This window comes from Clostridium sp. AF02-29 (assembly GCF_934835585.1).
In the GTDB taxonomy this organism is placed as follows: domain Bacteria; phylum Bacillota; class Clostridia; order Lachnospirales; family Lachnospiraceae; genus Otoolea; species Otoolea fessa.
In genome coordinates, this window is the sequence record NZ_CAKVZK010000004.1 from 85,392 (window position 1) to 102,766 (window position 17,375).

At 47.7% G+C, this 17,375-nt stretch carries 15 protein-coding genes; 4 read left to right on the forward strand and 11 right to left on the reverse strand.

The features are described from left to right. Positions 1-42: 42 nt before the first annotated feature. Together PUQ60_RS02215 and PUQ60_RS02220 are read left to right on the forward strand one after the other, a co-directional pair. A complete protein-coding gene (locus tag PUQ60_RS02215) occupies positions 43-312 on the forward strand; it encodes a hypothetical protein (protein ID WP_273379345.1) in 270 nt (89 codons plus the stop codon). 29 nt (positions 313-341) lie between these two features. Further along, a complete protein-coding gene (locus PUQ60_RS02220) occupies positions 342-1,391 on the forward strand; it encodes a transglutaminase domain-containing protein (RefSeq protein WP_273379347.1) in 1,050 nt (349 codons plus the stop codon). A gap of 235 nt (positions 1,392-1,626) precedes the next feature. On the opposite strand, the gene yqeB is transcribed toward PUQ60_RS02220, so the two are convergent. From yqeB to PUQ60_RS02255, 7 genes are all read right to left on the reverse strand, one after another. Next, positions 1,627-2,442 carry a selenium-dependent molybdenum cofactor biosynthesis protein YqeB gene (gene yqeB / locus PUQ60_RS02225; RefSeq protein ID WP_107000533.1) on the reverse strand — a complete coding sequence of 272 codons (816 nt, stop codon included), beginning with the start codon at positions 2,440-2,442 and terminating at the stop codon, positions 1,627-1,629. 114 nt (positions 2,443-2,556) lie between these two features. Continuing rightward, a complete protein-coding gene (locus PUQ60_RS02230; RefSeq protein WP_273400987.1) occupies positions 2,557-2,787 on the reverse strand; it encodes a DUF3343 domain-containing protein in 231 nt (76 codons plus the stop codon). A 16-nt stretch (positions 2,788-2,803) separates the two neighbouring features. Then, positions 2,804-3,943 carry an aminotransferase class V-fold PLP-dependent enzyme gene (locus PUQ60_RS02235; RefSeq protein ID WP_273379353.1) on the reverse strand — a complete coding sequence of 380 codons (1,140 nt, stop codon included), beginning with the start codon at positions 3,941-3,943 and terminating at the stop codon, positions 2,804-2,806. Further along, positions 3,940-4,557, reverse strand: a complete 618-nt coding sequence (gene yedF, locus PUQ60_RS02240) for a sulfurtransferase-like selenium metabolism protein YedF (RefSeq protein ID WP_022359082.1) — start codon at positions 4,555-4,557, stop codon at positions 3,940-3,942. Before yedF ends, PUQ60_RS02235 begins: the two co-directional genes overlap by 4 nt. Before the next feature lie 12 nt (positions 4,558-4,569). Continuing rightward, a complete protein-coding gene (gene selD / locus PUQ60_RS02245) occupies positions 4,570-5,604 on the reverse strand; it encodes a selenide, water dikinase SelD (RefSeq protein WP_273379356.1) in 1,035 nt (344 codons plus the stop codon). 5 nt (positions 5,605-5,609) lie between these two features. Next, positions 5,610-6,446: a selenium cofactor biosynthesis protein YqeC gene (gene yqeC / locus PUQ60_RS02250; protein WP_273379359.1), complete on the reverse strand. Its 837-nt coding sequence runs from the start codon at positions 6,444-6,446 to the stop codon at positions 5,610-5,612. Beyond that, on the reverse strand, positions 6,425-6,775 hold the full coding sequence (locus PUQ60_RS02255) for an arsenate reductase family protein (protein ID WP_022359085.1): 351 nt from the start codon (positions 6,773-6,775) through the stop codon (positions 6,425-6,427). Before PUQ60_RS02255 ends, yqeC begins: the two co-directional genes overlap by 22 nt. Positions 6,776-7,125: 350 nt before the next feature. On the opposite strand from PUQ60_RS02255, the gene PUQ60_RS02260 reads away from it, so the two are divergent. Beyond that, positions 7,126-8,067: an ion transporter gene (locus PUQ60_RS02260; RefSeq protein WP_022359086.1), complete on the forward strand. Its 942-nt coding sequence runs from the start codon at positions 7,126-7,128 to the stop codon at positions 8,065-8,067. Between the two features lie 230 nt (positions 8,068-8,297). Here the strand turns inward: PUQ60_RS02260 and pheT are convergent, their stop codons facing one another. Together pheT and pheS are read right to left on the reverse strand one after the other, a co-directional pair. Then, positions 8,298-10,718: a phenylalanine--tRNA ligase subunit beta gene (gene pheT, locus PUQ60_RS02265; RefSeq protein ID WP_273379374.1), complete on the reverse strand. Its 2,421-nt coding sequence runs from the start codon at positions 10,716-10,718 to the stop codon at positions 8,298-8,300. Between the two features lie 20 nt (positions 10,719-10,738). Further along, positions 10,739-11,782, reverse strand: coding sequence for a phenylalanine--tRNA ligase subunit alpha (gene pheS, locus PUQ60_RS02270; protein WP_273379376.1), 1,044 nt, complete (start codon positions 11,780-11,782; stop codon positions 10,739-10,741). Positions 11,783-12,450: 668 nt separating this feature from the next. Between pheS and PUQ60_RS02275 the strand changes: the two genes are divergently transcribed. After that, on the forward strand, positions 12,451-14,043 hold the full coding sequence (locus PUQ60_RS02275; protein WP_273401229.1) for a PTS sugar transporter: 1,593 nt from the start codon (positions 12,451-12,453) through the stop codon (positions 14,041-14,043). 677 nt (positions 14,044-14,720) lie between these two features. Here the strand turns inward: PUQ60_RS02275 and iadA are convergent. After that, positions 14,721-15,869: a beta-aspartyl-peptidase gene (gene iadA / locus PUQ60_RS02280; RefSeq protein ID WP_273482822.1), complete on the reverse strand. Its 1,149-nt coding sequence runs from the start codon at positions 15,867-15,869 to the stop codon at positions 14,721-14,723. A gap of 86 nt (positions 15,870-15,955) precedes the next feature. Continuing rightward, on the reverse strand, positions 15,956-17,375 hold a 1,420-nt coding region (yfcC, locus tag PUQ60_RS02285), incomplete at its 5' end, for a putative basic amino acid antiporter YfcC (protein WP_273482824.1).

Below are 17,375 nucleotides of genomic sequence, written 5' to 3' on the forward strand. Positions count from 1 at the left end.
GATAAAAACAGAAATTTTCCCATGGAATGAGGCATATATACAATGAACAACAATCAAACATTCCCGCGTCTTTGCCGGGTTTTAGAAATATACGAAGCCGATTTTGGCTGTGAAGAACGCCCGGACGGACAGGAAACGATGGTCTGTGTCCGTCTGCTGGACACAACTGAAAATGCAAACCTCTCAGAGCATCCAGAATACACGATACGCATCGCGGATCAGGCACTCTATGATGCCGGAATCGATGAGGGCGATCGCGTCTGGTTTGACCCGGAATCCGGGCAGATTGAGAAAGCGGCTGAATCACACTAAAGTATAAAGAGTTACAAAGGAATATCAAAATGGAACCATTTTACTATAATCACATGAACAAGAACCAGCAAGCCGTCTACCGCGCCATGCAGCAGGGGCTTACCAATCTCTCCGACGAATTTCAGATTCCGCGCCTGGAGGGAAAGGATTTAAGCAATGTATTTTTTGAACTGCGGCTCGATCACCCGGAGATTTTCTGGGCTTCCGGCTTTAAATATAAGTATTACCCTGATTCCCCGAACCTGATCCTGATACCGGAATACCTCTTTGACAAGGGCAAGATCCGCGAACATCAGAAAGCGATGGGCGCCCGCGTCGAAAAACTTGCCCGCCCGGCAATGAAGCTGACTGAACTGGAAAAAGAACGCTATATCCACGATTTTATCTGCGAACACGTTCACTATGACAAATTAAAAAAGCCCTACTCCCATGAGATCATCGGACCTCTGGGACAGGGCGTCGGCGTCTGCGAGGGCATCGCCAAATCGGTCAAAATTCTTTGTGATACGCTCGGCATCTGGTGCATGATCGCGCTCTGCGGCAATAACCCTGAAAAGGGCATCAAATACCGCCATACCTGGAACATCGTCAAGATCGGAAAAACGTACTACCATCTGGATGCTACCTTCGACAACAGTCTCGGCAAATGCAGCCAGACCGGAGAGGAGATCCGCTACGATTATTTCAATCTGGATGATAAAGCCATCTTCCGGGATCACGAACCTCTTATCGCACCGGCTCCCGCCTGCACGGACAGCGATCATTTCTACTACAAAGAAAAGAAGCTTTCCTTTACCAAACAGGAGGATGTTTACAAGCGCTCCTTACAGGCGGCCAAAAAAGGAAAAACACTGACGTTTCACTGGCGCGGCGGCTATCTGACAAAGGAAGTTCTGCGTGAACTGCTCGACCTAATCGAAAAAGCCGGAAAAGAACGACAGAAAACAGCTCTCATTAAGCTTAACTGGCCCCAGGCTGTCCTGCGCGTCCGCTACACCGATGAACCGATCCAGCCGGTTGTCACCATGGAGGAAGCAAATGAAGGGGAAGAAACCCCGGAAGGCACAGCGTCTTTATAGTTCGCTGTGCTTTTCCGCGGAGCATTTTTTGTGTCATAGGACGAAGTTTCCTATGACATGAAGATTCTAACAATCATAGGGATCATCTTCCAAAACCAGATCCTGATTTTTATCAAAGCTACCTGCCAAAGGAGCTTATCCAGAAAGCTTTACGTTATTTTTTTACTATACGTCAATGATTAGGATGAAATTTCTTAGAATTTTTCTCAAAGGAACTATTGCTATAGTCTCTCTTTTACTTCCATAACTGGGCACACACCAACTCCAGTACACTTCCCGCGATACATCTCGCCTTGTCCGAGATCAGAAAACAGTTGGAAAGTTCCTCTTTTCTCGGATCGACATCTGCTACCTTGAAATGTTCCGTCACCAGATAACCATCCCGCAAAAGACCTCGCAGAATGCCCGTGATCTGTGTCTGAACCAGAAGTTTCGTTCCGTCCTCCTGCCAAATCTCCGCGATCGTGTCCCCGGCTTCGACGATATCACCGATCACACGCACATTTTTGAAAATACCCGCTGCCTGCGCGTGAATCACCCGCTCTGCACCGTATCCACCGATCACGCCCGGAATCCCCGTATTCGGGATTGCCGCACCCTCGCGGATAATTCGCCCCAGCCGGTGACCGCGCTTTGTCTCCACCACAACATCCACATCCTCACCTGCCGTAAAGCCCGGACCAAGTGCAATCGTGAGCGGTGCCATATCCCGGCGGGTTCCAAGATTTCGCTTTGCCAAAATCGCATCGATCACAACAGCCGGTTTCAGCGCTCCAATCGACACACCTTTCGGATCAATCAAAATCGGCACGCTATTTTCCTGCCAGACCGCTTCTGCCTCCTCATATCGATCAATCCGGACAGCACGAAGCCCCTCGACCTCAGTTGTTTTTGTATAAACCGCCTCACACAGAGCTACCTGTCGCCGGATCGCCGCCGGATTTTCAATCTCCAGCACCAGCACCCGAAGCCCTGCCGCCCAGAGCCGATGAATCGTCCCAGTTGCCAGGTCACCGCCGCCGCGCACAATAATTAAATCATCTCGTTTCATGAGGATGCCTTCTCCTATCTCACTTTTGTTACTATTATTTCCATTACCTGTTTATGCAGCTTCTTCTTCAAATAATTCTTTTGATTGTGTTTTCTGCTTTTAGAGTAATTCTTTTTACTGCCACACACACGACACCTTATCATAAACAGAAGTATCTATCCGTCCGCTCCACTGCTCCCACTCTTCCGGACGCATCCGCCACGCAAGACCACAGCCGGCAGAAATCTCCCTCGGAAGTGGAATTAAACGTCCCGGAATGCCCATTTCCATACATCGTTTTTCCCATTCCATCGCCGCCACAGTTGTCTGAAAGGACAGTACGATAAATGGATTTTTTTCTCTCATACTACCAATTTCTCCCCTACGCTTCCTCTGCCAGCGCCCGAACTGCTTCTGCTGCCCTCTCAATCTCCTCTTCCGTATTAAAATGCGAAAAACTGAACCGCACCACTCCCTGACCGACCGTTCCAAGCGCCCGGTGCATGAGCGGCGCACAGTGTGCCCCCGCGCGGACGCAGATGCCGTATTCTTCCCAGAGTGCATCCGCCACACGTGCCGAATCTTCCCCAGCAAGGTTGAGGGAGACGATCGGCGCATGACATTTTGTCGCCGGATCTCCATACACAATGATGCCCGGAATTTCCTTCACCTGTTCGTAAAAACGGCGTGTTAAATCCCGCTCCCGTTTCTGCAATTTCTCGATCCCCTGATCCATCCGGTAACGGATGCCTGCTGCCAGCCCCGCCAGACCATGGACATTGAGCGTCCCGGCTTCGAGTACCGTTGGCATTTCCTTCGGATGGTGTTCATCATAACTGTGAATGCCGCTGCCGCCAACCAGAAGCGGTTCCACCGAAAGTCCCGGCTTCACATACAGCCCGCCGGTTCCCTGTGGTCCCAGAAGCGCCTTATGCCCGGTAAAACAGAGCACGTCGATTCCGAGCTTCTGCACGGAAAACAGTTCTTCCCCTGCAGTCTGCGACGCATCCACAATCAGAAGCAGTCCATTCCGTTTAACAAACGAAGAAATATAGGAAAGATCCGTCACATTTCCTGTCACGTTGGACGCGCCGGTAATTACCACCGCACGCGTCTCCGGGCGCAGAAATGCTTCCAACTCTTCATATTTTAGATTTCCACGCGCATCCACACCCACAAAACTAAGCGTCGCTCCCTGATCACGCAGACGGTAAAGAGGGCGCAGCACCGAATTATGCTCACAGACCGTCGTGATCACGTGATCGCCCGGACGGATCAGCCCGGAAATGGCTATGTTCAGCGCCTCCGTTGCGTTTGCCGTAAAGGCAATCCGCGACGCATCTTCCGCATCGAACAATTCTGCCGCTGCCGCACGTGCCCCGTACACCAGTCTTGAAGCATGTAAGGTTGCCTCATGCGCGCCGCGCCCCGGATTTCCTGCGGTGCGAAGCGCCTCAAGGACTGCCTGTTCCACCTGCAGCGGCTTTTGAAGCGAAGTCGCCGCATTGTCCATATAAATCATGGTTTTACCACATTTCCAGCGCCCAGCATTTTTTCAGCGATGACATACATGTTGGTTACACCGCCGACTGCCAGCTTCTCGGTCAGACCATAGAAATTCAGGCAGGTGCCGCAGGTCAGGATCTCCACACCTTCTGCCTCCAGTGTCTTCAGATCCTCCAGCATCGGAGATCCTTCACAGGTCAGACTGGCTCCGCCGTTATAGAAAAGAATGGTTTTCGGCAAGTTGTCCTGCTGGGTCAGGGCAAATGTAAATGCCTTCAAAAGCGTCTTTCCAAGTTCCTCACTGCCCTCGCCCATCTTATCATTGGCAATCACAACCACGGTATCGGTACGGCTGTCCGGAATACAGGCTTCGCATCCGGCTCCTGCCTGCGCTTTTTCCTCTTCTGTCTGTTCACCCACCGTAAAGATAACCTGATATTCCTGATCCGCCAGCTTCTTTGCACTGCTCTGATAGCCCTTCTGCTCTGCCATTTTCGTCAGATTCTGAACTGCAATCTCATTATCCACCAGCACTTCCACCTGTCCGGCACCCGAAAGTTCCTCTATCGCGTGTTTTGCCTTTACGACCGGAATCGGGCATGCGTCTCCTCTTGCATCTACTTTCTTCATTTCTGTTTCCTCCTATCCTCGTACAAAAATTTCAACCTCTCCCGGTTCCGTGATCGTTCCCACGATCCGCGCCGGAAGCCCGGCGTTCTGCAGCTCCTGTTCCAGTTTCTCCGCCTCATTCGGGGCAGCTGCCATCAGAAGTCCGCCGGAGGTCTGCGGGTCAAACAAGACCTCTTCCATTGAAAACGGTACATTTTCAAACTGCACCGCCGCCCCGACATGGTTGCGGTTTCTCTGTCCTGCCGCCGTGTATAAAAACGCGTCTGCCGACTCACGTGCGCCCGGAAGCACCGGGATATGGTTCACATCAATCTCGCACGACAGCCCGCGCCCCATCATTTCATGCAGATGTCCCAGAAAACCAAACCCAGTCACATCTGTGCACGCGTGAACCGTGTACTTCCGGCTGATTTCCGCCGCTGTTTTATTGAGCGTCGTCATCGACTGTACCGCCCCGTCCATCTGCTCTTTTGTCACTTCTCCGACGCGGTTTGCCGAACAAATCAGCCCAACACCCAATGCCTTTGTCAAAATCAGGCGGTCGCCCGGCTGTCCGGCATCATTGGCGTACAGCTTTTTCGGATTTACCAGTCCCGTCACGGACAAACCGTATTTCACGCCCGTGTCCGCGATCGAGTGACCGCCCGCGAGAATGCCGCCTGCTTCTGCCACCTTCTCCGCACCGCCCTGTAAAATCTGTCCCAGAACATTCAAATCCATTGATTCCGGAAAACACACCAGATTCAGCGCCGTCTTGACCTCACCGCCCATCGCGTACACGTCGCTCAGCGCATTTGCCGCTGCAACCTGTCCAAAAATATACGGATCGTCCACCATCGGCGGGAAGAAATCAACCGTCTGCACCAGCGCCAGATCCTCCGTGACCTGATACACTGCCGCATCGTCCCGGCTGTCATATCCGACCAAAAGATTCGGATCCTTCTCGCCGCGCGGTAGTTTTTCCAAAATGCGGCTTAAAACACCGGCTCCCAGCTTTGCCGTACAGCCTCCGCCCGTACAAAATACGATATCCTTTTTCTCACTCATCTCTCTCACTCCCGATTTCGTTCTGTTCCTGAAAAGGAAGTTAAAATTCCCTGAATTCCGTAGCTATGTTTCAGGATATCCAGTACCTTTCTGCCATCCTCCCGGCGCTCTGACGTGTCCGCCTGGTTCAGAACCACAAAAAACGAACGCCCCGATATATCTTTTCTGGCACCGTTTTCGCTACCAAGAAGCCACGCCAGAAGTTCTGGGGTCAAAGACGTATCTTTCGAAATAGGCACTTCTTTGAGCAGTCTTTTTCCTTCTTTGGGATAAGCTGCGTCCCCATACTCGCACACATCCCTGTTCCACGCCTCAATCGCCAGTTCCGCCCGGAAGCACACCTCCCCCAGCGGACGATACAGGGCACTCAGCCCCGCGACCGCCAGCACGATATCGCTCTGCGGCAGTATCACCGGCTCATGTGCCGCCGGAAATTTACACGGAAGACATTTCGCGCCATCCGCCTCCAGAAATGTGATATCTGCATCCGAAATCCACTCGCTTCGAATCGATTCTGGCAGAATTGTCAATTTTTCGTGTGGGGCTGGGGTTCCGGCTACGACGTAGGTTCCCTGCTGCCAGAGACGATCGCGCTCTTTTCCGGCATTCTCCCACGCGGTATTTTCTTCCTCATTTACCGCAATCCACGGCACATTTACCGGCTTCCGAATATGCGTCGTCGTCGTCGTCAGCACCCGCCATCCCTTCGCCGTGCAGTACGCCGACAGCGCATACAGAAGCGTCGTCTTTCCGCCTCCGCCAATCAGCGAGACCACGTGTCCTTTTTCACGTAAGAAAGGAAACTTCTGCTCCCAGTCCATCACCGCAGCTTCTCTTCCCATTCCTTTTCCCGAAATCCCGTTAAAACAGTATCTCCATCCACAATGACAGGGCGTTTTACCAACATCCCATTGGTGGCAAGCAGCTTCAACTGTTCGTCCTCGCTCATCTGCGGCAGCTTATCCTTTAACTGCATTTCCTTATATAGCATCCCACTCGTATTGAAAAATTTCTTGATCGGCAGCCCGCTTCTCGCCTGCCACTTCTTCAATTCCTCATACGTCGGATTTTCCTCCACGATATGGCGCTCTGTATATGAAATTTCCTGTGCATCCAGCCATTTTTTTGCTTTCTGGCAGGTACTGCATTTTGGATAATAAATAAACAGCATCGTATTCCTCCTTACCTTTTAAAATACCTACGGAAATTATACCCAGACACCAGAAAGATTGCAAGGGATGCCTGAAAATGATACAATAATAGTATCTGCAACTATATTCAAGTCGAACGTCCGTGAGACTTGGCGCGTGATCCTGGTCAGCGAAGCTGACATATTCCTATCAGAATCACTGTGCAACCTCGCGGAGCGTTTATCTCAGTCGGAGACAAGGCTTCCACTGAGACAAATTTGCTATTACTCACCACCTGAAGAGGTGGGAGTCTTCTCGACTGAGATAACCTCCCTCTTTTATACCAACAGGGAAACACATTCACCCAAAAATTATTATAAAAATATCCACTATGAAAGAAAAAATATTTAACATCATCCAGATCGGCGACAAGAGCAACCGTATCAGCCGTGCATTCGATATTTTCATCACCTTCACGATCATCTGCAATATCATTGTCACGTTTCTGGAAACATTCGATCAATTAACATCCTTCGGTGGTCTGTTTACCATGCTGGAACATGCCAGTGTCCTGATTTTCTGTATTGAATACGCGCTGCGCATCTGGACTGCCGACTATCTCTATCCAGAAAAAACACCGGGACGCGCCCGGTTCTGCTTTCTCATTTCCTTTGATGGAGTGGTGGATCTGCTGACGATCATCCCGGTCTTTTTTCTGTCGGGCTTCATCATTTTCCGTATGCTGCGCGTGGCGCGGATTTTCCATCTGTTCCGGCTCAATGCGAAATACGACTCGTTCAACATCATTACCACCGTACTCTATGAAAAACGGAACCAGATCATTTCCTCTGTGTTCATCGTCATGGTTCTGATGCTGGCGAGTAGCATGTGCATGTATAGTGTCGAGCACAACGCTCAGCCGGACATTTTCCGCAATGCATTCAGCGGCATCTGGTGGAGTATGTCCACGCTGCTGACCGTCGGTTACGGCGATATTTACCCGGTCACAACGCTTGGGCGCGTGATGGCGATCTGCATCGCCTACCTCGGAGTCGGTGCCGTCGCGATCCCAACCGGTATCATAAGCGCCGGTTTCGTCGAACAGTACCAGCGCAAGAGCAGCCTGTCCAGCATGAAGGACGCGGATATTCAGGAAATTGCCGAGGTTTTCGTCGATAAACGGTATGCCGGAAAAACCATTGAAGAGATGGAAGAAGAGCAGAATATCAAGATATTTCTGGTGCTGCGCGATGATCTGTCGGTGCTTCCGCAGAAAAATATGGTTTTGAAATTAAATGATATTGTGATTATACGAATAGAAAATGAAGCGTAATCAAACTTATCATCAAACATTTTTTATGAACGTGAAAAAGAATGTGCCTTGGCACATTCTCGCGCCGATCGCGGTCGCTTGCGACATGTTTCTGCTTCGCGCGAGTGCGCATCATTGGCACGTTAGTGCCTTTTTGTGTAATAGGGAATTCCAAGGAATTTCCTATTACACAAAAAGACTGCCGTCCAAAGTTTCTCTCTCTGGACAGCAGCCTTTTCTTTCCTTCAAAATCAGCTTCTCAGCTCAATTCCATACGTCTTATTCAGCTGTTTCAGCACTTTCTTGACATATCCGTCAACGGTATCTGCCTTGAACGCCTCTTCCTTCGGAGTAAAGAGAACGGTAAATGCCATCGATTTCTTATCGGCTGCGATCTGTCTGCCCTCGTATACGTCGAACAGGCTAACATCCTTGACGTAAGCACAAGCCTCGCGGATACAGCCCTCAACCTGTCCGCAGGTGATGTCTTTGTCCATAACCAGCGCCAGATCACGTTTTTCCTCCGGGAATTTTGGAAGCGGCTCAAATACTTTGGCTTTTCCATACCATTTCTCCAGCGCTTTCATGCTGATCTCCAACACATACGCATCTTCGCGCATTGCCTCTTCCTTCATGATCTCATATTTTACCTTACCGAGGTAACCAATCTCCTCGCCCTCGCAGAAGATCGCTGCGGTCTGATACGGATGCAGGAACGGTTTCTCTGCTTTTTCATAGTTAAAAGTAATATTTAAAACATCGGCAACTGCCTCTGCCATTCCCTTTAAGGTAAAGAAAGACTCTTCCCTACCAAATACACCGATGCACAGCGTCTCTCGCTCTTCCGGATATTCCGTCAGAGGCAGGGACTTCGGAATAAATGCATTTCCAATCTCGAAGATACGTCCCTCGAAGATGCCTCTCTTCTGGTTGCGTCCCATCGCATGAATCATCTGCGGTGCCAGTGTTGTTCTCATCAGGGACAGATCCTCGTTGATCGGATTCATGATGCGGATCGCCCTGCGCTCTGGCGCGTCCTCTGCAAATCCCATTTCATCCAGATCCGACGGGGAGAAGAAGGAATAATGCATTCCCTCAAATGCGCCAACACTGCACAGCGTTCTCTTTACCTTCAGAATGGTTCTCTGACGCAGGTTGCTTCCGCCGATGGTTACCTTTGCAGTCGGCATAAAGGTGGAAACGATATGGTCATAGCCATACATACGGATTACTTCCTCGGCTACATCCGGATAATCTTCCATATCCTCGCGGTATGCCGGGAAATGCAGGGTCAGCTCATCACCATTGATCTCCGGCTGGAAGTTTAAGCCAGTCAGGATGCGAAGAATATCCTCATCCGGAACGGTAATACCCAGAACAGCGTTTACCTTCTTAACACTTGTCTTGAATGTAGTCGGCTCTAAGGAGTTTCCGGTATTTACATTTTTATGGGTCTTGGAAATCTTACCAGCTCCCAGCTCCTCAACCAGATGCAGGGCACGTTTCATCGCCATCTCGGTTGTGTACTCATCGACGCCCTTAGAATATCGCTGGCTCGCGTCGGATCCCTGTCCTAATGCACGGGAGCTTCTGCGGATGTTGTCACGGGCAAATTTAGCTGCCTCGAACATCACTTCCGTCGTGGTATCACGAACCTCAGAATTTAAACCACCCATGATTCCGGCAAGTGCTACCGGCTTTTTGCCGTCGCAGATAACCAGATTGTTCGGATTTAAGGTAAATTCTTTCTCATCCAGTGTCACGATCTTCTCGCCCTCGGCCGCGCGTCTTACATTGATCGCATTGCCCTCCAGATAATCGCAGTCAAACGCATGAAGCGGCTGACCTAACTCACGCATGATATAGTTTGTAATATCAACAATATTGGAAATGGAATTATTTCCTACCAAAGCCAGACGTCGTCTCATCCATGCCGGGGACTGACCCAGTTTTACGTCATATACATAGTGTGCAATGTAACGCGGGCAAAGATCCTGTGCCTCTACCGTTACGTTGAAGCCTTCTTTCTCAACTTCTGTCTCAGTGTAATCCAGTGCCGGTGTCTTGAGCGGCTCGCCCAGTGCGGCAGCAACCTCTCTTGCCAGACCGAAAATACTCTGGCAGTCCGGACGGTTTGCCGTGATAGAAACATCGAAGATCCAGTCATTTAAGCCGGTCAGCTCTTTGACATCCGAACCAATTTCCGCATCTTCCGGCAGAACCAGCAATCCGTTGTAACCAGCACCCGGATACAGATCCTCGTTTAAGCCAAGCTCGGTACCGGAACACAGCATACCCTGGGACTCATAACCTCTCAATTTACCCTTTTTAATGGTGGCCACGCCCTCGATCGTCACATGATCTTTTGCAGTTGCATATACTTTCGCGCCAATCATGGCAACTGGGAATTTTCCGCCAGCTTTTACATTGTCAGCGCCACAGCAGATCTGTAAGAGTTCCGGAGCACCTACATTGACCTGGCACACATGAAGATGTGTTTCCGGAATCGGCTCACAGGAGTCAACATAACCAACGACGATGCCGCTGATATCCTTGCCAACCTGCCATTTTTCTTCTACCTCAAATCCACAGTCAAAAAGCTTCTTCTCCAGCTCATCTGCGGAAATATTAATATCTACATAATCTTTTAACCAGCTTAACGGTACAAGCATTTCTAATCCTCCTGTCCTGATCAGTCATCGATCTGATCCAGCACACGCAGATCAGACTCAAAAAGCATCTTGATGTTGTTGATGCCGTATTTCAGCATTGCGATACGCTCCAGACCCAATCCGAATGCGAATCCACTGTATTTATTGGAATCAATGCCGCAGTTTTCCAGTACCTTCTTATTTACCACACCAGCGCCGAGAACCTCGATCCAGCCTGTTTCCTTGCACAGACGGCAACCCTTGCCACCGCACTGGAAGCAGCTTACATCGACCTCAACAGACGGCTCCGTGAACGGGAAATAGGACGGACGAAGTCTCGTTTTTGTCTGCTTACCGAAAATTCTCTGAACAAACATATCCAGCATACCCTTTAAATCACACAGGGTGATGCCCTCATCAACAACCAGACCTTCCATCTGGCTGAACATCGGAGAATGGGTCGCATCATCGTCAGAACGGAATACTTTACCCGGGGAAACAACCTTGATCGGCGGTTTTTTCGCTTCCATGACATGAACTTGTCCAGCCGATGTCTGGGTACGGAGCAAGAATTCCGGAGACAGATAGAATGTATCCTGCATATCGCGCGCCGGATGATCCTGCGGTGTATTTAAAGCTGTAAAGTTATAATAATCGGTCTCGATCTCGGTTCCCTCATATACCTCAAATCCCATAGAGGTGAAGATATCCGTCAGCTGATTGCGGACCGTCGTAACTGGATGCAGATTACCGTAACGGATTTTAACCGGCGGCATCGTGATATCAATCTTCTCCGATTCATAGCGCTGCTGCTGCTCTTTCTCTTTTAATTTCTGATCCAGCTCGTCAAAGAAATTGTTTGCCCACTCCTTGGCGCCATTGATAGTCTTACCAAATTCCGCTTTCTGGTCATTGGCAACATTGCGCATTTCTTTCATCAGCAGACCAATTCTGCCCTGCTTATTATCCAAAAAGGTCTTCTTAAACTCATAGACACTCTTGGAAGTCGTCAGAGCATCCGCACCCTGGCGGATTTCCTCTTTGATCGCAGTGATCACTTCATTCAGTTCTTTTAAATCCTGCATGATTTCTCTCCTTCTATTACTTTTGTTGCTTTTTATCTTGATATTGCTTTAACTTGTGGACACGAATTTGTGCATAAAGGATGTTCTCTGGCACATTCGGGCGTCTCGCGCGGTCGCTTGCGACATGACATAAAAAAATCCCTTCGCACAAAACGTGCAAAGGGACGATCATATCTATACCGCGGTACCACCCAGCTTCCTGTCGGCAGGTCATTTCTTCGTCTGCCACAGACACTTTCCGGTATGTAACGTACACCAGACGGCAATGCCTACTCTAAATTTCAGCAATGCAGCTCCCGTGGGAAATTCGGATATCTGTCTGAACGGAAAAAGGCTCACAGCCGCTGACCTCTTCTCTCTGACCGGAAACAGTATCTTATAGAACACGATCATAGCTTTTGGTTTGTTTGGTTTGATTGATTTCATGTATGCAATCTGTTTATTATTTTAGGCATGTTGGTGGGAAATGTCAAGGGATTTCTTTCCTTGATATTTTCATTGATATTTTCAAATTATAAGAAATTTTACTTATAATATCATCTATTTAATTTTTCCTTTACAAATACACTTGAAGATGGTAAACTTGCTGTATCACTTTAGCACGTTATCATATTAGTTTGATATCAGACAGATGAGCCGTAACTTAAACGGGAAAGGATAACATAAGAATGGGAAAGAAAATTGCTTTTATAGGAAGCAGCGGCGGAAATCTTTACAAGCAAGGTGGAAATGATCTTCCCGCAATGATGAAGGAACTCTTTGGACAGACAAAAGCCGCAGATATGGAGATTGTATTTGTCCAGTATGTACTGGCATCTGGCAGTCTGGATAATGTTGGTCCGGACAGCCCGGCAACTTTATTTACCTGGAATGGTAAAGAAGTGCAGCCCGTATTTCAGGGAACTTTGCGCGAGGTCGATGCCGAGGCAGCGAAAGTGGATGCTCAGCTTGCCAAGAAAATCAATGATGGTGAGATTGACGGAGTGATGTTCGTCAGTGCCAGCCCGGACGGTGCCAACCGACAAACCATGGAAGCCTGTGCAAGAGCCAAAATTCCAATGGCCGGAACTGGTGGAAGCGGTGTCGCCCTGACACAGAATATGGGCTGCAATGTGTTATCTGCATCTGGAACCACCGGTACAACCAACCGGACCAGAGCGGTTGCATTCACAACAGCGCTTGCAAAATACTGGAACATTAAATATATGCCTGTCATCGGTAACACCGGTGAAAATGCAGCTGCAAAAAATCAGGGAAATATCTGGAAACGCATCAATTTCCGTGGAATTATGATGACAAGTCTTCCTGCATTTATTGCCATGGCACTCTGTCTGGCATGCAGTAAAATTCCGGGATGTGAAAAGCTGTCCGATGTCTTTGATACCTTAGTCAATTCCATTCCTATCGTTATCTGTGCTATCGCCGCCAAACAAGTCTCCGGTCTGGACGAGGTGGGAGTCGTTGGAGGTATTGTAGCCGGCATTCTGTCTGTAGACGGCGGAATTCTTGGCGGATTGGTGATCGGAATCCTGGCTGGTGTACTTGCCTACTATATCAGTGTGTTCTGCTTCCGTCACAATGTGCCGGGCACAACCGTCAATATCGCTTCCGGCGGTCTCGGCGGTCTGGCAGCCGGTCTGGTGGGAAAATTTCTGATTGCCCCGGTTGCCTTGTGGATCGGCAACGGAATCTGTTCCCTGATCAATCTATGCATTGCTTATAATTCCCTGCTTGCAGGAGCAGTAGCAGGACTTCTCATCTGGCCTGCCATCATCGGCGGTGTATACCACGCGGCAATTCTTCCTATTGTATTGCTGGAAATGGAGGAAATGGGATTCAGTTTCCTCGGAGCGATTGATATGACAGGACTTGTTATGGTATCTGCCGGCATCACGCTGGCAAACGTCATTATGCCAAAACAGAAAGGCGAGGCAGCCGTTGCACTTCCGGGATGCATTATTAATATCTGTTTCGGAACATTTGTAGAGGCCTCTTATCCCTTTATGTTCTCCAATAAAATCGTATTCGCCGGTGCACTTGCCAGTGCCACAGTCGGAGGCGCCATTGTGGGACTCTTCAACGTAAAAGGAACCGCCTATGTACCGGCGGTGCTTGCGCCATTTATGGCAAATGAAGGGAAGGGACTGGCATTTGTGGTTGCAATGATTGCTGCAATGGGTTGTGCGTTTGTGGTTACGATGGTGGCAAATATGGTGGAAAGAAGGAAAAAAGAGGCGTTATTACTGAACAAACAGCAATAGCGCCTACCTACCCTCATAAGGAGCCCTATCGGCTCCTTGCTTGTTTATTCGTTGCATTTTCTTCAAACTGCAAGCATTTTGCAAGCACAAAGCCCAGAAACCTCTAAAAAAGCAGACGTTTCAGTTTGAAAACTTCCGTGTGAGGAAGCTCACTGCAATCAATGCCCTAAATTTTTATATTACCCTGTGCATGGCATTTCTGGCACATATGTCCATGAAATCAGAAACGCATGCCCTGAAGGTTGCAATCATACAGAAAGCAGACCCTATAAAAGAAAAAATCCATTTCAGCTATTATCGGCTGGCTAAAGGTATCTCAGGCATACTGTCGTATGTAAAAGAAGGGATCAGGCTATGGTTTCGGACAAAACGTCCGATATACCGTCAACTTTGCCTTAAGCTGGTCGCTTAAATAGATAAAAGAATAACTCTCCCAAGTAGTGAAAGGAATCATCCATTTATTATTTATCTCCTTCTTCTATCATATAGAATAATTATAATTCAAACATTTAGAATTGTTATTATATTTGTGGTGTATGTCAACAACTTTTTTTCTTTTTAATTCTACCAGCAGACAGCATCTCTTTTTATGCAAGGTTATCATTTTATCAACTGTATAAGCACGCAAAAAAGCACCAGCCAACTAAGTGACTGATGCTTCTCACATCTGATATCCTTTATTTTTTATAAACTGTATTCCCTTTTGCAATCACTTCAACAAGCTGAAGTTCCTGGTCGAGAATACAAAGATCCGCATCATAGCCTTCTTCAACCTTACCTTTTCCCTTAAGACAAAGAATATCTGCTGGATTCGATGTAATTGTAGAAATTGCTATTTCTAAAGGAATTTCTGTTTTAAATACACATTCCTTTACTTCCTTCAGAAGGCAGCTGGACTGTCCAACGCCCATTCCAAGGAATTTGCCATCACTACTGTACATCGGAAGGCTTCCCTGTCCATCAGAAGAAATTGTCATGCGGTCAGGATTTACTCCTGCATCTAACATCCGTTTGATACCATTACATACACGTACCTCATCACAGATAGTTTCCCAATAGTCAATATCTTCATTTCCAGTAAAGTCTACTGCTCCGCCTTTCAGTGCATACTCAATCGACTTGCCAAAAAGCATCTCATTTCGATTGATATGTGTTGGCAGTATTTGAGTTACCGGTATCTCCGTCTCATCGACTACTCGTTCAATCAGATCTAAGCATCTCGGACTATCGCCCAGATGAACATTTACAATGCCAGCTTTCCCGGAAAGAACACCACCAAGCCTTGTATCCGCAATGACACGTGCAAATTCCTCGAAAGTCGGCTGTGAAGAACGATGATCAGAGATCGCGATTTCTCCCGTTCCAATGATTTCCTGAATCATCATAATATCTTTCACAATACTGTCAGTCAACGTGCGGACCGGAATCTGATAACTTCCGGTATAACAGTATGCAGACATTCCCTGCTCATTCAATCCTTTTGTCTTTGCAACCAGTGCACACATATCACGACCGATTCCATCTGTTCCAAGGCAGCCAACAACGGTTGTCACTCCAAACTTCGTAAGTCCTTCCATGGTTGCTTCCGGAGTACGATTGGCGAATCCGCCTTCGCCACCGCCTCCGAGTACATGAACATGACTATCAATGAATCCCGGAGTTAAAAGTAGTCCCTCTCCATTGATCCTTTCTGTCTCAGAAAGAAATCCGTCTGCGGATATAGAACCCGTATCTTTAATCTTAACAATCTTATCATTGATTATAAGTACATCTTTTTTCCCCAGATGCTGTGGAGCATAAACATCAATATTCTGAATTAATTTCATTACAAATCACTCCCACTGAGACAAATTTGCTATTACTCGCCACCAAAAGAGGTGGGAGTCTTCTCGACTGAGATAAAATACATATTTTAGAATCCAATTCCAACTGCAACAAGAACTGTAATGATTGCACCAATCATTAAGACACCAAGGAATTTCCACATGAATTTAATCCAGTTAGACCACTCAATCTTTGCAATTGCAAGAGATCCAATCAAGCATCCGGATGTAGGAACAATCAGGTTTGTAAATGCATCACCAAGCTGGAATGCAACTACAGCTGTCTGACGCGAAACACCTAACAGGTCTGACAGCGGAGCCATGATCGGCATTGTGATGGCAGCCTGTCCTGTTCCGGATACAACGAAGAAGTTAAATACGGACTGGAACAGATACATAAGTACGGCTGCAACTGCTCCGGAAACTCCAGACAATGCATTTGAAATATTATACATAATTGTATTAATAACTGTAGGTGTTGTCGGATCAGAACCACCAAGAACCTGCATGATTCCCTGTGCCATAGCAACGACAAGGGCAGCACCGATCAGGTCTTTTGCTCCATCTTTGAAAGATGTTGCAATATCATTCAGTTTCATATCATTCAGTTTAAAGATAACTCCAAACACACCGGAAACAATTCCCATAATAAAGAACTGTGTTGCAATCTCCGGCATGTAGTATCCCTGAGTCATAACTCCCCAAACTACCCATACTACTGTAACAGCCAGTGTCAGAAGGACTAAAATGTGTCCAAGACCAAATGAATGTCCTTCGTCAATTCCTGTTGTTTCATTCTGCTCACGGAAATATGAATCCGTCTTATATGCGATTGAGATTGTCGGATTCTTTTTAATCTTTGATGCATAGAACATAGTCATTCCACAGCCGAGTGCTGTAAATACGACCCACATTACCATACGGAATCCTGCACCGGAGAATACGTCAATACCTGCAATACCCTGTGCAATGCCTACAGAGAACGGATTCATCCAAGATGAACCGAAACCAATCTGTGTGGCAACATAAGTAACAAGAACTGCGATAACTGAATCATATCCAACTGCTACAAACAACGGACAAAGAATCATAGTAAACGGAAGCGCTTCTTCTCCCATTCCGAAAACTGCTCCACCAAGAGAAAACAGTACGAAAAGTATCGGAATCAGTAGTTTTTCTGCTCCCTTGGCCTTACGGATCAATCCGATCAATCCAGATTCAATCGCACCTGTACGGATCATGATACCAAATGCACCACCTACTACCATAAGGAATGCGATAATCTCGATTGCAGAACTATTTACGATTCCGTTATACATATAGTTGAAGAATCCTGTTCCACCATCTCCGCTAAAGAGTGCTACTCCTTCTGTTACTACATTTCCTGCATCATCTGTCAGATACTGGAAACTTCCGTCTTTGATTACTGTACGGGTTTTCTCAACACCATTGATCATATATGAAATATCCTGTGTTTCGTAAAATCCCTTTGGTACAAGAAATGTCAGA

Excerpts from the sequence above, each read along its gene's own strand:
- PUQ60_RS02215 (WP_273379345.1), top strand. The coding sequence starts at position 43 with ATGAACAACAATCAAACATTCCCGCGTCTTTGCCGGGTTTTAGAAATA.
- PUQ60_RS02220 (WP_273379347.1), top strand. The coding sequence starts at position 342 with ATGGAACCATTTTACTATAATCACATGAACAAGAACCAGCAAGCCGTC.
- yqeB (WP_107000533.1), bottom strand. The coding sequence starts at position 2,442 with ATGAAACGAGATGATTTAATTATTGTGCGCGGCGGCGGTGACCTGGCA.
- PUQ60_RS02230 (WP_273400987.1), bottom strand. The coding sequence starts at position 2,787 with ATGAGAGAAAAAAATCCATTTATCGTACTGTCCTTTCAGACAACTGTG.
- PUQ60_RS02235 (WP_273379353.1), bottom strand. The coding sequence starts at position 3,943 with ATGATTTATATGGACAATGCGGCGACTTCGCTTCAAAAGCCGCTGCAG.
- yedF (WP_022359082.1), bottom strand. The coding sequence starts at position 4,557 with ATGAAGAAAGTAGATGCAAGAGGAGACGCATGCCCGATTCCGGTCGTA.
- selD (WP_273379356.1), bottom strand. The coding sequence starts at position 5,604 with ATGAGTGAGAAAAAGGATATCGTATTTTGTACGGGCGGAGGCTGTACG.
- yqeC (WP_273379359.1), bottom strand. The coding sequence starts at position 6,446 with ATGGGAAGAGAAGCTGCGGTGATGGACTGGGAGCAGAAGTTTCCTTTC.
- PUQ60_RS02255 (WP_022359085.1), bottom strand. The coding sequence starts at position 6,775 with ATGCTGTTTATTTATTATCCAAAATGCAGTACCTGCCAGAAAGCAAAA.
- PUQ60_RS02260 (WP_022359086.1), top strand. The coding sequence starts at position 7,126 with ATGAAAGAAAAAATATTTAACATCATCCAGATCGGCGACAAGAGCAAC.
- pheT (WP_273379374.1), bottom strand. The coding sequence starts at position 10,718 with ATGCTTGTACCGTTAAGCTGGTTAAAAGATTATGTAGATATTAATATT.
- pheS (WP_273379376.1), bottom strand. The coding sequence starts at position 11,782 with ATGCAGGATTTAAAAGAACTGAATGAAGTGATCACTGCGATCAAAGAG.
- PUQ60_RS02275 (WP_273401229.1), top strand. The coding sequence starts at position 12,451 with ATGGGAAAGAAAATTGCTTTTATAGGAAGCAGCGGCGGAAATCTTTAC.
- iadA (WP_273482822.1), bottom strand. The coding sequence starts at position 15,869 with ATGAAATTAATTCAGAATATTGATGTTTATGCTCCACAGCATCTGGGG.